The sequence below is a fragment of the Pseudomonas sp. 05T35 genome, from assembly GCF_056396605.1.
The window spans coordinates 1-13,858 of sequence record NZ_JBFTLU010000300.1 but is presented as its reverse complement, the minus strand read 5'-3'; the positions used below and the strand labels follow the sequence as shown (position 1 = coordinate 13,858).

The 13,858-nt window shown below is 60.7% G+C and carries 10 protein-coding genes and 2 pseudogenes; 7 read left to right on the top strand and 5 right to left on the bottom strand.

From position 1 onward, the window contains the following. The coding region (locus tag AC1DH9_RS20745) for a PA4780 family RIO1-like protein kinase (RefSeq protein ID WP_477808693.1) at positions 1-816 on the bottom strand (816 nt) is incomplete at its 3' end. 370 nt (positions 817-1,186) lie between these two features. Here AC1DH9_RS20745 and AC1DH9_RS20740 point away from each other — a divergent pair. Continuing rightward, positions 1,187-2,275 (top strand): annotated as a pseudogene (locus AC1DH9_RS20740) (cache domain-containing protein); the annotation flags it as partial. Between the two features lie 90 nt (positions 2,276-2,365). After that, a complete protein-coding gene (locus tag AC1DH9_RS20735) occupies positions 2,366-3,133 on the top strand; it encodes a methyl-accepting chemotaxis protein (protein WP_371917654.1) in 768 nt (255 codons plus the stop codon). A gap of 103 nt (positions 3,134-3,236) precedes the next feature. On the opposite strand, the gene AC1DH9_RS20730 is transcribed toward AC1DH9_RS20735, so the two are convergent. After that, the gene (locus AC1DH9_RS20730; RefSeq protein WP_427538015.1) at positions 3,237-4,028 is read right to left on the bottom strand and encodes an AraC family transcriptional regulator; all 792 of its coding nucleotides are present in this window, start codon (positions 4,026-4,028) and stop codon (positions 3,237-3,239) included. 83 nt (positions 4,029-4,111) lie between these two features. Between AC1DH9_RS20730 and AC1DH9_RS20725 the strand changes: the two genes are divergently transcribed. Further along, entirely contained in the window at positions 4,112-5,140 is a 1,029-nt protein-coding gene (locus AC1DH9_RS20725; protein WP_427538018.1) for a bile acid:sodium symporter family protein, read from the top strand. On the opposite strand, the pseudogene AC1DH9_RS20720 reads toward AC1DH9_RS20725, so the two are convergent. Further along, a pseudogene (locus AC1DH9_RS20720) lies at positions 5,127-5,973 on the bottom strand (thiolase family protein); the annotation flags it as partial. The gene AC1DH9_RS20725 and the pseudogene AC1DH9_RS20720 overlap by 14 nt on opposite strands. A 230-nt stretch (positions 5,974-6,203) precedes the next feature. On the opposite strand from AC1DH9_RS20720, the gene AC1DH9_RS20715 reads away from it, so the two are divergent. Both AC1DH9_RS20715 and AC1DH9_RS20710 read left to right on the top strand, forming a co-directional pair. Further along, complete coding sequence (locus AC1DH9_RS20715; protein WP_477808692.1) at positions 6,204-7,556, top strand: 3-oxoacyl-ACP reductase; 1,353 nt, start codon at positions 6,204-6,206, stop codon at positions 7,554-7,556. A 2-nt stretch (positions 7,557-7,558) separates the two neighbouring features. Then, positions 7,559-8,413, top strand: a complete 855-nt coding sequence (locus AC1DH9_RS20710; RefSeq protein ID WP_427538026.1) for a MaoC family dehydratase — start codon at positions 7,559-7,561, stop codon at positions 8,411-8,413. A gap of 6 nt (positions 8,414-8,419) precedes the next feature. Here AC1DH9_RS20710 and AC1DH9_RS20705 read toward each other — a convergent pair whose 3' ends face one another. Next, a complete protein-coding gene (locus AC1DH9_RS20705; RefSeq protein ID WP_427529418.1) occupies positions 8,420-8,869 on the bottom strand; it encodes a DMT family transporter in 450 nt (149 codons plus the stop codon). Positions 8,870-9,260: 391 nt separating this feature from the next. Between AC1DH9_RS20705 and AC1DH9_RS20700 the strand changes: the two genes are divergently transcribed. Then, entirely contained in the window at positions 9,261-10,928 is a 1,668-nt protein-coding gene (locus AC1DH9_RS20700) for a collagen-like triple helix repeat-containing protein (RefSeq protein WP_427538029.1), read from the top strand. Between the two features lie 199 nt (positions 10,929-11,127). Continuing rightward, positions 11,128-12,558 (top strand): ShlB/FhaC/HecB family hemolysin secretion/activation protein, encoded by a 1,431-nt coding sequence (locus AC1DH9_RS20695; protein ID WP_477808691.1) that lies wholly within the window; start codon positions 11,128-11,130, stop codon positions 12,556-12,558. Between the two features lie 57 nt (positions 12,559-12,615). Here the strand turns inward: AC1DH9_RS20695 and AC1DH9_RS20690 are convergent. Further along, positions 12,616-13,858, bottom strand: a 1,243-nt coding sequence (locus tag AC1DH9_RS20690) for an autotransporter outer membrane beta-barrel domain-containing protein (RefSeq protein ID WP_477808690.1), incomplete at its 5' end; no start/stop codon positions are given.

The window sequence follows — 13,858 nt, the reverse complement described above, 5'->3', positions numbered from 1 at the left end:
CTCCTCGTCAAGGCGCGCGGCCTCGATCTCACGCATGATGCCGCCCACGTCCGCCAACTCTTCCGGCTCGTCGAACTCACCGGTCAGCACGCTGGCCGGGTGCAGGGTGCCGGCTTCATACAGGGCCCACATTTCCTTGGCGTACTTGGTCCGCTTCAACTCCGGCGCAAAGCGCCCGAAATACGAGGCCATGTTGCCCACGTCACGCTCCAGCATGCTGAACGCGTGGTTGTTGCCGGCAGCGTCGACTGCCTGGGGCAGGTCGATGATCACCGGGCCGTCCGGGGTCAGCAATACGTTGAACTCGGACAGGTCACCGTGCACCAGACCGGTACACAGCATCAGCACGATCTGCGAAATCAGGAAGGCGTGGTATTCACGCGCCTGATCCGCTTCCAGCACCACGTCGTTGAGACGCGGCGCGGCATCGCCGTACTCGTCCGCCACCAGTTCCATCAGCAGCACGCCTTCCAGGAAGTCGAACGGCTTGGGCACTCGCACCCCGGCACTGGCCAAACGGAACAATGCCGCAACCTCGGCGTTCTGCCAGGCGTCTTCGGTTTCTTTACGACCGAACTTGGAGCCCTTGGCCATGGCGCGAGCCTGACGGCTGTTACGGACCTTGCGACCTTCCTGATACTCGGCCGCCTGACGAAAACTTCGTTTATTCGCCTCCTTGTAAACCTTGGCGCAACGTAACTCGTTGCCGCAGCGCACCACATAAACAGCTGCTTCTTTACCACTCATGAGTGGGCGCAGCACCTCGTCAACCAGACCGTCCTCGATCAGCGGTTCAATGCGTTTTGGAGTCTTCATCAGCTTTTATTGTGGGTCCTTTATTACCAAACACGCGAATGTCATTCGTTATACGGCAATCCTCTCCTGTCGGGGAGGGGTTGCCGACCTATGAACGTTGCAGATGCACCCAATGTGCCAGATTAATCAGGTAAACCCTGTTGAGCGACGAAGATCATAGCCGAGAGTCAGCCGCACGTTGGCGACTGGATCAGCGGGCATTTGCGACAGAGTCTGAGATCAGACAAGTCACTCCTTGTAGGATTTTTACCAATAACCCTCAATTTCCGCCCCTGGCGGCCGAAGTCCTAACAGAGAAAGGAATTTGTCCGACAATCCGCGAGTCATCAGCACTGCGTGGGCTTAATAAGAAAAAAAATCTGGAGCGCGGATGAACATCAAACAAAAACTGACGTGGGCGTTCGCAGTCATCGCCTGCTTGCCGGTTGTGCTGGTCGCCACCCTGGTGGTCATGAACCTGCGCAGCGATGCCAAAGATAACTTTGTCGACGGCAGCGGTCGAGAGATCCGCCAGGTCAGCAATGCCATGCAACTGTTCTTCGACGGCATCAGCCAGAACGTCAACTACCTGGCCTCCCAGCCGTTGATCAAAAACACCGACGCCAGCCTCAAGACCTACATGAGCGCCAATGCGACGGAGATTCCGCAAGGCGAGATGGACAAGCAGGTGTTTGCTTTGCTGCAAGACCTGGGCGCCAGTCATCCGTCATACGCGTACGCCATCATTGGCACCAGTGCCGGGGGTTACGTGTCCTGGCCCGATGACCCGAAACTGGCCAATTACGACCCGCGCCAGCGTCCCTGGTACAAAGCGGCACAAGCCAAACCGGGCAAACCGTTTCGCACCGAGGCTTATTACTGGGCTCAGGATGATGCGACTTACGTCAGTACCGTGCGCACCCTCGACAACAAGCTCGGCACCAATGGTGGCGTGGTCAGCATCGACGTGACGCTCAAGCAGCTCACCGAGATCGTCAAACAGATCAAGCTCGGTGAAACCGGCTACCTGATGCTGATGGAAAACAACGGCACCGTGCTGGTCGACCCGAAACAGCCAGAGCACAACTTCAAAGCGCTGAGCAGCCTGGGCGACGGTTACGCACAACTGGCCAAGGCCGGCAAAGGCCTGGTCGAAGTCGAGTTGAACGGCGAGCGCTACATGGCCAACGTCTGGCCGTCGGAACAACTGGGCTGGACCTTCATCGGCCTGATCAAGCAAACCGACGTCATGAGCTCCGCCACTGCGCTGACCTGGCTGATCGCGATCATCGCCGCCGTTCTCGCCGTGTTCTTCGCCGTGGTCGGCGCCAGTTTCGCCAGCCTCATCGTGCGGCCGATCCGCAGCGTTGCCAGCGGCCTGGAAGGCATTGCCCAAGGTGAAGGTGACCTGACCCAGAACCTGCAGATCCGTGGCAGCGACGAAACCGCGCAACTGGCCAACTGGTTCAACCAGTTCCTCGCCGCGATTCGCAGCCTGATCCAGCACATCGGCGGCGCTGCKACCAAAATTCTTGCCAACTCGCAAAGCGCGACCCGGGTCTCCAGCGACATGGCCGACGCCGCCGGGCGCCAACGTGAAGCGGTGGACATGGTGTCCACGGCCTTCCATGAGATGGTCGCCACCGCCAACGAAGTCGCGCGTTCCTGCAGCCAGGCCGCCGAGTCGGCCGACAGCGGTCAGCGTCAGGCCCGCGAAGGTCAGCAACAGATCGATGCGGCCGTGCACAGCGTCGACAAGTTGAGCCAGGAAATCGAACAGTCGGCGCAGTCAATGCAGCAGCTGGAACGCGACAGCAATGACATTCAGTCGATCCTCGGCACCATTCGCTCCATCGCCGAACAAACCAACCTGCTGGCACTGAACGCCGCGATCGAAGCGGCCCGTGCTGGCGAGCAAGGTCGCGGTTTTGCGGTGGTAGCCGACGAGGTTCGCGCACTGGCCAAGCGCACGGCCGATTCCACCGCGGAAATCGACGGACTGCTCGGCAACCTGGCCAAACGTACCAGTCAAGTCACCCAGCAGATGCACGCCAGCCTCGAGGTGTCGCAACAGTCGGTCAGCCGGATCGGCGAAGCGCGCAACAGTTTTGGGCAGATCCGCGAGTCGGTGGACGTGATCCGCGACATGAACACCCAGATCGCCACGGCCGCGGAAGAACAGCATCAGGTCGCCGAAGACATCAATCGGCACATCAGCCAGATCCATGGCGATGCGCAGTTGGTGGCCGAACTGGCCAACTCGGCACGACTCGACTCCCAGAGTCTGGCGGGGCTGTCGAATGAGCTGGACGGGTTGGTTCGGCGGTTCCGTACCTGATAATAGAATCAGGGTGGCCGCTTCGCGGCCAATCGCGAGCGGGCTCGCTCCCACAAGGACACTGCAAAAACCCGTGGGAGCGAGCCTGCTCGCGATGAGGCCGTCACTGCTTGAACAACTCTCCCGGGGTAAACCCGAACAGGCCTTTGAACGCCGCAATAAACGCCGAAGTCGAGTCATAGCCGCTAGACAGCGCCGCCGTGGTCACGCTGTTGCCGTCTTCCAGCAAACTCAATGACGACAACAGCCGCATGCGCTGGCGCCAGCTGCGGAAACTCAATCCGGTTTCACGCTGGAACAGGCGCATCAGGGTTTTCTCCGACGTCCCCAATCGTTCGGCCCATTCATGCAACGTCACGCTCTGCTCAGGGCTTGCGATCAGTTCGTTGCACAACCCAAGCAAACGCGGGTGACGTGGCAACGGCAGAGAGAAACCGACTTCCGGCAGGCTCGCCAATTGATCCAGCAGCACCTCGACCAGGCGTGCTTCACGGCTGTCACCCTCTGGATAGTCCACCGGCAGTTGGCAGAAGCTCTTGATCAGCTCACGCGCCAGCGGCGTAACTTCCAGCACCCGGCAACGCTCGTCCGCCCAGGCACACGCCTCGCGCCGCACATACAGGCTGCGCATTTCCGCGCGCATCGAGGTCACCACCTGGTGCTCCAGATCAGCCGGAATCCAGATCCCCCACTGCGGCGGCGCAAAGAAACTGCCCTCGGCGGTGTGCACGCCGAGCACGCCACTGATGGCGTAGGAAAATTGCACCCAATCGTGGCGATGAGGTGGCGTCCACGAGCCGGCACTGAGGCTTTCCGCACGGGCAAACAGCGGGCGCGGCAACGCCGTCAGGGTCGGAATAGTCCGTTCGAGGGAAATTTGTCCGTTAGCCGGCATTGGTTGGCCTTATGTCGCAAGACGGGCGGAAGTCTTGACCTTAGGCTAGGTCATCTCTTCTTACAATGCCTTCGGTGCCCGTTATGCATGCCGTCAAACACCTCAAACGCGTGGTCACCGACTGGTTCCTGTGCGGGATGCTGATCGCCACGCTGCTGTCGTACATCTTCCCGCGCTTCGGCGCCACTGGCGGCACGATGCACGCCGAGTGGGTGATCAACATCGGCGTGTTCCTGGTGTTCTTCCTGCACGGGGTCAACCTGTCGAGCGAGCAGATCCGCCACGGCTTGAAAAACTGGCGCCTGCACCTGATGATCCAGGGCTTCACCTTTCTGGTGTTCCCGCTGATCTGGCTGGTCAGCGACAAGCTGCTGGGTTCACACATTCCATCGCTGCTGATGCTCGGGTTCTTCTACCTGTGCGCCCTGCCCTCGACCATTTCCTCTTCCGTGGCCTTGACCGGCAGCGCCGGCGGCAACGTGCCGGCGGCGATTCTCAATGCCAGCCTGTCCAGCGTGCTGGGGATTTTCCTCACGCCGTTGCTGGTGAGCCTGGTGGTGGGCAGCGGTGCTGGCGGTATCGACCTGGGTTCAACCCTGCTCGATCTCTGTGCCATGTTGCTGCTGCCGCTGGTACTGGGTCAGTTGCTGCGGCCGCTGTTCGGCAAGTTTTTCAGTCGCCACAAGCGCTACACCAACATCGTCGACAAACTGGTGATCCTGCTTCTGGTCTACGCGGCGTTCTGCAACTCGATGGTTTCCGGGATGTGGCAGCAACAGGGCAACACGGTGATTCTCAGTGCATTGGTCGGCAGTGCCGTGTTGCTGGCGATCATTCTGTGGATGACCACCCGCACCGCCCGTGCCCTGAAATTCAGCCCCGCCGATGAGATCGCCGCAGTGTTCTGCGCCAGCAAAAAGTCCCTGGCCGCCGGTGCGCCGATGGCCGCGCTGATCTTCGGTGCCAACCCGGGGCTGGGTCTGATCCTGTTGCCGATCATGATCTATCACCCGCTGCAACTGGTCGTCTGCTCAGTGATGGCCGAGAGTTATGCCAATCGCAATCGGGTATTGGCCGAGCAACAAAATACGGCTGCCCTCAGCGCTCAATAATCGCCGTCACACCCTGACCGCCGGCGGCGCAGATCGAGATCAATCCGCGCCCCTTCCCGGCGGCGTCCAGCAGCTTGGCAAGGTTGGCGACGATTCGCCCACCAGTCGCGGCAAACGGATGTCCGGCCGCCAGTGAACTGCCTTTGACGTTGAGTCGGCTGCGGTCGATCGAACCTAGCGGTGCATCGAGGCCAAGCCGGTTTTTGCAGTAATCCGGGTCTTCCCAGGCCTTCAAGGTGCAGAGCACTGGTCAGCGGTGTCGAGTTGCCGGCAGTGAGCGTGCCTTTGTCGCTCTTTTCGAAAGCCGGTTTCAACGAGGCGAGTTTTTCCAGCGTCACGTCCGGGCGCAGGTTGTTGTCGCGGGTCAGGCCGAGGAATGGGGTCATCAGATCGTTCTGCCAGCCCTCGGCGTAGGCCGCGGCCATTTTCTGGTGGCTTTCCAGCGCCAGCTGATCCTGCTCGGCACGAGGAATGTTCCAGGTCTGCGCCATCAGCTCGCAATGCTGCCCCATCGATAGCCCCGTGCGCGGCTCGCCGTTACGCGGAAACTCGGGGATCAAATGCCGGGGACGCAATTGCAGGAAAGCCTTGAGCTTGTCGCCGGTGCTCTTGGCGCGGTTGGCTTGCAGCAGAATCTTGCGCAAGCCGTCGCTGACACTGATCGGTGCATCCGACGTGGTGTCGACACCCCCGGCAATGCCGCAGTCGATCTGCCCCAGGGCAATCTTGTTCGCCACCAGCAACGCCGCTTCCAGGCCGGTGCCGCAGGCTTGTTGAATGTCGTAGGCCGGGGTGGTGGGTGACAACCGCGAGCCGAGCACACATTCGCGGGTATCAGCCGGCAAAAAAATTGGATGTGCCGGCCTCATCGCGAGCAGGCTCGCTCCCACAGGTACTGCATTCCTATGCCAGTTGCGCATTCATCTAAATGCCCTGCCAACCAACAAAAACCCCGGATTCAAACTAATCTGCTGTGATCAAGCGTAGGCCTTATCTCGCGGATCGAACGACTGATCGCGATTCGTGGTCCACACCTTGTACCCTCACTGCCGGAGAGTCTTCCATGTCTGACCGCTATATCGACTTCGCCAATTCGGCCCTCGGCCACCGCCTGGTCGGGGCCCTTGGCCTGCCGTCGCCGGTTCGCCTGGAACGCTGGGAGGCCGGTCGCCTAAGGCCCGTCGATGGCGCGCTGTTGATCGGTGGCGGCCCGCTGTCACAGAACGTCAGCGCGTTCGCCAACAAACTCACCGAGCAGATTTACAGCTACGGCCCTGAACCCTTGCTGGCCCAGGCGTGGATTCCGGGCCACGKTCCCAAGCTCAAGGCCGTGGTGTTCGATGCCAGTGACCTGATGCAGACCGGGCAACTCAAGCAGCTGCGTGAGTTCTTTCAACCGTTGATGAAAAACCTCGAGCACAGCGCCCATCTGGTGATTTTCGGGCGCGCACCGGAAACCTTGAGTGACCCGTTCGCCGCCAGTGCCCAACGTGCACTCGAAGGCTTCAGCCGCTCGCTGGCCAAAGAGTTGCGCAGTGGCGGCACCTTGCAGTTGCTGTATGTCGGCGCCGGGGCTGAAGGCCAACTCGAAGGGGCGCTGCGGTTTTTCCTCTCGCCAAAGAGTGCTTATGTCTCGGGACAGGTGGTGCGGCTGAACGCTTGCGACACTCAGGTCCAGGACTGGACTCGCCCGTTGGCGGGGCGCACGGCGCTGGTGACGGGCGCGGCTCGCGGGATCGGCGCGTCGATCGCCGAAACCCTGGCCCGCGACGGTGCGCAGGTGGTACTGCTCGACGTCCCACCGGCCAAGACCGATCTCGATGCCCTCGCTGCCCGCCTCGGCGGCCATAGCATCACCCTCGACATTTGCGCCGAAGACGCCGCCGCGCAATTGATCGAGCAATTGCCGAACGGCATCGACATTGTGGTTCATAACGCGGGCATCACCCGCGATAAAACCCTGGCCAACATGACACCGGAATTCTGGGATGCGGTGCTTGCAGTGAACCTGAATGCACCGCAAGTATTGACCAAAGCGCTGCTCGACAGCGGCGCCCTGCACGATAACGGTCGGGTGATTCTGCTGGCGTCGATCAGCGGCATCGCCGGCAATCGCGGGCAAACCAATTACGCCGCGAGCAAGGCCGGGCTGATAGGTCTGGCTCAGGCCTGGGCGCCACTGTTGGCAGCGCGTGGAATCAGCATCAACGCTGTCGCCCCGGGCTTTATCGAAACCCGAATGACTGCGCAGGTTCCGTTTACCTTGCGTGAGGCCGGGAGACGCATGAGCTCACTGGGCCAAGGCGGACTGCCGCAAGACGTTGCTGAAGCCGTGGTCTGGCTCGCCCAACCCGGCAGCGGCGCGGTCAGCGGGCAAGCGCTGCGAGTGTGTGGGCAAAGTGTATTGGGGGCCTGAACATGGAAACAGATTGGCATTCACAGAGCACTACACCGTACTTGCCCGAGTTGTATTGGCGAGCGGCGACGCGGCGCAAGATCACCGGCACCACCCTGCCCGAGGATGGCTTTCGTTGCTGGGTCAACGTTGACCTCAAGCGTTTGGCAGCCTATCGCAAGGTGTGCGGGTTTACCGATGACGGCCTGTTGCCGCCGACCTATCCTCATGTGCTGGCGTTCGCCTTGCAGATGCAATTGCTCACTGCCAGGACATTTCCGTTTCCGCTGTTGGGGCTGGTTCACCTGGCCAATCGCATCCGCATTCTGCGTCCCTTGGGCGCAGTCGCTCGAGTGCGGGTGAGTGTGCGGGTGCAGAACCTGCAACCCCACGCCAAGGGTGCGGTGTTTGAGTTGATCACCACGATTGACGACGCGCTCGGGCCGCTCTGGGAAGCCGAAAGCCAGATGCTCTGCAAAGGCGTGAAGCTTCCCGGCGAAGCAATCGAGCCGTCGATGGATTCTGCTCTGACCATGAACGAGGTCACCCGCTGGTGGGCGCCCAGTGAAATTGGCCGGCGCTACGCCAGGGTTTCCGGTGACTACAACCCGATTCACCTGAGTGCTGTCAGCGCGAGACTCTTCGGTTTCCCCCGGGCCATCGCCCACGGTTTGTGGATCAAGGCGCGCACCCTTGCGGCCCTGAGCGGGCATCTGCCGACGTCGAACATCGAGATTGCCGTGCAATTCAAGAAACCGGTGCGCTTACCCAGCGAGGTCTCCTTGCTGTCCAGCGCTGCCGGCTCAAGTGGTGACTTCAAGGTGATCGGCGCCGGGAATCTGGAACACATGCTCGGTACCTGGCAACCGCTTGCCTGAGGCCGCTCAGCCGCGCCGGATAAAAAATACACCCGCCATAATCAACACCAGCCCGGCAATTTTACCGGCGCTGACGGGTGCTTCGCGAAACCCGGCCCAGCCGAAATGATCCAGGGTCATCGCCATCCCCAGTTGCCCCGCCAGCACCAGCGCCATGAACAACATGGCGCCAATGCGCGGCCCGGCGAAAGCGGCCGTGGTAATAAAAAATGCGCCGAGCAGACCACCGCTCCAGTGCCACCAGGTCAGGCTTTTGAGTGTCTCCAATGCCGGGGTTTCGCGCTGGATCACGACCAGCAGCAACAATGCCACGGTGCCGACAAAAAACGAAATCAGCGCAGCGGCCAGTACGCTCGACACTTGTTTGGCCAGTTGGCCATTGATACCGGCCTGCAAGGGCAAAAACGCACCCGCGATAAAAGGCAGGCAAAGCAACCACCAGACGGGGGCCGGCATGCTGTTCTCCATTGAGTGAATGAGGCGCGCAGTATACGCCGCCCTCGGATGAACCGTGGGCGACATTTGCGTGCAGCCACGCCTGATCGCCCCCCCGGTTAATTGTATATATATAACTTAAGTTTTTCGAAGTGCCTCACGGTTTCCAGAAAAACATCATCCATTGATTTATAAGGATTTTATTATAAGAAAACGCACCATTTCATACCTTTGGTATTAGCCCTCAAGTACAACTCGATCCGTGATATACAAGTTGTTAATACCAAGTTGAGTATGGCCTGAAACAGCACCTGCATTAGATAGATAAGCAACGGACGAGGCATTGCCAGCAACAGAACTGGCAGGCAATCGAAAACAGTGATCGTTGTGACAGGTGCAAGGAAACTTACTCATGAGCTCTCACGTTTTGTTGAAAACCAGTACTGCATTGGCGTTGGTCCTGAGTCTCAGCCTGACCGGTTGCAGCAGCGGCGGTGGCGGTCATCACAGCAGTCCCGGCAGCTCATCGCCTGACAGTGCCGCAGGTGCAGGTGGTTCCAGCGGCTCGGGTAGCAGCGGCGGTACGGACGGCAGTGGTGGCGGTACAGCGGGAACAGGCGGAACCGGTGGCACTGGCGGCGGTACGGCGGGGATTGGTGGAACAGACGGCACTGGCGGCGGTACGGCGGGAACAGGCGGAACCGGTGGCACTGGCGGCGGAATAGCAGGAACAGGCGGGACTGGAGGCACTGGCGGCGGTACGGCAGGAACAGGCGGAACCAGTGGCACTGGCGGCGGCACGACGGGAACAGGCGGAACCGGTGGCACTGGCAGCACCACCAGCCCTGCCCTGACAACCAGTACGCTGGTTTCCGATCTGGGCAGCACCGTCAGCGGCGTGGGTGCTGGCGTGAGCGATCTTGGCACCGCCGTCGCGCCCCTTCCGGTAGTCGGCGGCGTCCTTCAAAGTGCCGTCAATACGACGGGCAATGTGGTCGACAGCCTGGGCGGCGGTCTGAACAGCGGCCTCGGTACACTGGGCTCGAATCCACTGGCAGTGAGTAAAACCACAGCGGTGGTCGGTAATGTCGTGACTGACGTCGGCAACGGCGTGACGGATCTGAGCGGCAAATTGTCGACCACCACTCAAAGCATTCCTCTGGTCGGCGGCCTGATCACCCAGGTTGCACCCGTGGTGAGTGGGGCAGGCAGTAGCGTTTCGATGCTCGGCAACACCCTGAGCGCCGTCACCAGCAGTGGTCCGCTGGGTTCGTTGAGCAATGGTGTGGGCACCAACACGCTGGTTCCGGTGGTCACATTGGCTGAAGGCCTGACCGGTAAAGTCGCCAGTGCCACCGGGCTAAGCGCCCCGGTCAACGGTCTGCTCAACAACGTCAGCGGCGCACTTGGTGGCTTGGGCAGCAATGTCACCACCTCGAGCACCAGCAATCCGCTGACCAACATCGTCGGTGGCGCCTTGACTAACACGGCAACCACCACTGGCGCGGCCGGTGGCCTGACGACCACGTCCGGTACAGCGGGTGGAACCGGTGGTCTGACAGGCAGCGGGCTGCTGGAAACCGTCGGCGGTGCGGTCGTGAATGTCGCTGGCGGACTCAACGCCGGTAACACCAACCCAACGATCAGCTCTGCCGCAGTAACGGGCGGCTCGGCGGGTAACCTGGTGGCTGGAACAGGCACGCTCCTGGGCGGTACGGGTGTCGCCAACACAACGACGACCGCTCCCTTGGCCGCCGTCGGCGCAACGGTCGGTGCTGCGTTGAATCCGGTCACCAGCGGTGTCGCCAGCCTGACTCAACAAGTGGCCGGCACCACGGGCCTGACTGCACCGGTCAATGGATTACTCGCTCAAACCGGCGCCGCCATCGGCGGCGCAGGCACCAACATCACCGCTACCGCCCCCAACCCGGTTGTCACTGCGGTCGGTAATACCGTGACCGCCGCAGGGACCACCGTTGGCAGCCTGCTCACCGGCACGACCAGTGGCGGTACCACCAGTGGGCTCGGCGGACTCGGTGCGCTCGGCAGTTTGACCGGCACACTGACAGGTACCAAGTAGTCATTGCACCTGGCCGATTCGACGGCCGTTCCTACAGCGCCTACGTTTGGTTGGAGACGGAAGATTCGAATGGGTTTTCCGTCATTTTCCATGTTGGCGCAAGACATCGGTTGTCCCCGAATCACGTCCTCAGAACCTGACGGGAACAACTGATCGAAGATCCTTTCGCAATGCTGCGGTTTTGATCATGGGGTGTTCTATGCGCGCTTTGGCTTGCTTGTTGCTGCTCATCTGTTGCTCTGGTGTTTATGCCGACTCCCTCCCCGCTTTCCTCAATAGCAACGAAACCACCCGCAACCTGCCTGCCCCCAACCTGCCTGCCGACGCCTACCGTCCAGCCACGCCAAAGCTGCAAGTCCCGGAGCCTGCCGCCACCTCGGTGTTGGTAGAAGGCTATATCAAGGACTATCAATTGCAGGGCGATGTCGGTCGGGTCAAGGGCCTGCTCGATAAACTGGTGGCCAAGCTACAGGCCGAACGCCCGCTGACGCGCAAGACTTTCGAACGCTACACCACCCTGATGAGCCGCATCCCCGGCGTCACCGTACAAGCGCAAGTGCCGCCACCGGGTACTACCGACGGCGCGACCTACCTGATCGCGCAAGCCAGTCGCAAACCGTTCGCCAGTAGCCTGAGCACTACCGAAGACAACCGCAAAGGCACCAAGGCCTTGCTCGGTGTCAGCAGCAACTCGCAAACGTCGATGGGTGAGCAGATCACCCTCAGTGGTCTGTTTCCACCGGGTGATGACCACGAAAAATACTACCGCCTGGACTACAACCAGTTCCTCAATGCCGAAGGCACGCAACTGCTGTTGTCCGGTTCGCGCTACCGCGCCGACCCGGCGACGCTTGTGCAACTGGACAACGGCCTGCAACTCAAATCACACCGCGAAAACGATCGATACTCCATTGGCCTCAGCCATCCGCTGATCGCCTCACCCACCAAACTGCTTACACTCACGACACGCCTGTATGCGGTCGACGACATGACCCGCTACAAAGTGCTTGGCTATCCGATTACGGTCGATGAAAATACCGATGTCCGCGCCCTGGCCTTCGAAGGTGACTGGCGCAAAGCCGATGACCGACAACTGCGCATCATCAGTGGCGGCGTGTACCAGGGCATCAATGGCATGGGTGCCAACACCAACAACCCGACCTACGACCTGGATTTCTTCCGCCTGCGACTCTCGGGTGTGCAAAGCAACAAGTTCTTCGACAACTGGCAAGGTGTGCTGTCAGCCGCGCTGTACTGGACCGACGACACCCTGCCCGACAGTGAGCGTGCGGTATTCGGCGGGCAGAACTTCGGTCGTGGCTACCCCGACGACCAGGCTTCCGGCGACAAGGGCTGGGGCGCCGCTTATGAAGTCAACTACAGCTTCAACCGCGCCGGTAACTGGGTGCGCATCCTGCAACCCTACGTCGTACTGGACCGTGCGAAAACCTGGTTCAACACCCTGCCGATACAAGGCAGCAACCTGTCCTCGGTGGCCGTCGGCCTGCGCTTCGGCGACGCCAGGTACTACAACATCGCCCTTGAAGCAGGCAAGGCCATGTCCGATGAAGCGCTGGATACCTTCAATCGGCGTACGCGTTACAGCATCAGTTTCAGCTACCAATTGTAGAGCCGCAGAAACAAAACGACCCGCTCATGGCGGGTCGTCTTGGTTGCGGCCAATCAATCAGAAATCGTAGCGAACCTTGGCAGTGAAGGTGTCTGYATTGAAGTCTGCTTTGGTCAGGTAATCGTACGAACCGCCCACGCTCCAGGCACCGATGCGGTAGGTGGCGCCCAGACCCAGTTCATAACTGTCGCGTGCAGGTTTCGCACCACTGGTGGTGAACGGCGTACCGCCGAGCACAAAGGTCGAGCTCGCGTTGGCCTGGTCACCGATGAAGTCGTGCCACGCCATGGCCTTCGCTTCGGGCTGGAGGCTGCCGGCGCCGACATCGAAGGCTGCAGCCAGGCGTGCACCGAGGCCCATCTCGCCCACTTCATAACGCTGGCTGCCGACGCTCAACGCGGCCGAACTGCCCTTCTCGCGGTACGCATCGATCGCTACGTTGGCATAGCGCGCACCGATCTGCGGCTCCAGCAACACCTGCTGATTGAAGCGCAAGGTGTAACCGGCCAACGCGTTCACACCGAAGATATCACTGTCGTAATCGCCCTTGGCACGGGTGCCGGCGATGTAGCGTTTGGACTCGTTGGTGTTCCAGCCATAGGTCAGCGAGGTGTCGACAAAGAAATTGTCGTGAGTCCAGTTGCCGTACAGCGTCAACGCGTTACCGATGACGTCAGTCTTGCTTCCGGCGTCGGACTTCACGTTGCTGCTCAGGTAGCTGTAAGCGATACCCAGTGTGGTATCGGCATTCAACTGACCGTCAGCGCCCACCGCAATACCCTGGCTGTTGGCGCTATAACCGGCGACACCGCCGCGCGAACCTTGATCGGCATCGCTGTTCAAGGCTTGCAGCCACACGCCTTTTTCGGCCAACACATCACCCGAGGACAAACCGCTGCGGGCACTGCTGGAGCGCGTGTTGATGGCGTTCGAGATCAGTGTCTGGCCGTTAGTGGACGCCTGGATCGCACCACCGCTCACGTCGGGGCCAAGCTTTTCGGAAAGCTTCGCCAACTGCGCATCGCTGCTGGCGTTGGCGAATGCACTGAACACCGGGTCCTGATCGCTCAGTTGACTCATCACCGCGTTCGACACTTGCCCGACCGCCGCTGCACCGCTGGATGAACCACCGGCGTTCACCACATTCTGTTTGACCACATCCTCGCTCTTGGTGCTGACCAGCGCCTTCACGTCATTGCCTTCAACGCCGTAGCTTTTGACTTCCAGCAACGCCGAGGACGACGACACTTTCAGGTTCTCGCCGCCTTCCAGTTTGCCAGAGCTAATGAGTGTGTAACGG

Bases quoted from the DNA above. Each gene is read 5' to 3' on its own strand.
- AC1DH9_RS20735 (WP_371917654.1), top strand. From the start codon at position 2,366: ATGGCCGACGCCGCCGGGCGCCAACGTGAAGCGGTGGACATGGTGTCC.
- AC1DH9_RS20730 (WP_427538015.1), bottom strand. From the start codon at position 4,028: ATGCCGGCTAACGGACAAATTTCCCTCGAACGGACTATTCCGACCCTG.
- AC1DH9_RS20725 (WP_427538018.1), top strand. From the start codon at position 4,112: ATGCATGCCGTCAAACACCTCAAACGCGTGGTCACCGACTGGTTCCTG.
- AC1DH9_RS20710 (WP_427538026.1), top strand. From the start codon at position 7,559: ATGGAAACAGATTGGCATTCACAGAGCACTACACCGTACTTGCCCGAG.
- AC1DH9_RS20705 (WP_427529418.1), bottom strand. From the start codon at position 8,869: ATGCCGGCCCCCGTCTGGTGGTTGCTTTGCCTGCCTTTTATCGCGGGT.
- AC1DH9_RS20700 (WP_427538029.1), top strand. From the start codon at position 9,261: ATGAGCTCTCACGTTTTGTTGAAAACCAGTACTGCATTGGCGTTGGTC.
- AC1DH9_RS20695 (WP_477808691.1), top strand. From the start codon at position 11,128: ATGCGCGCTTTGGCTTGCTTGTTGCTGCTCATCTGTTGCTCTGGTGTT.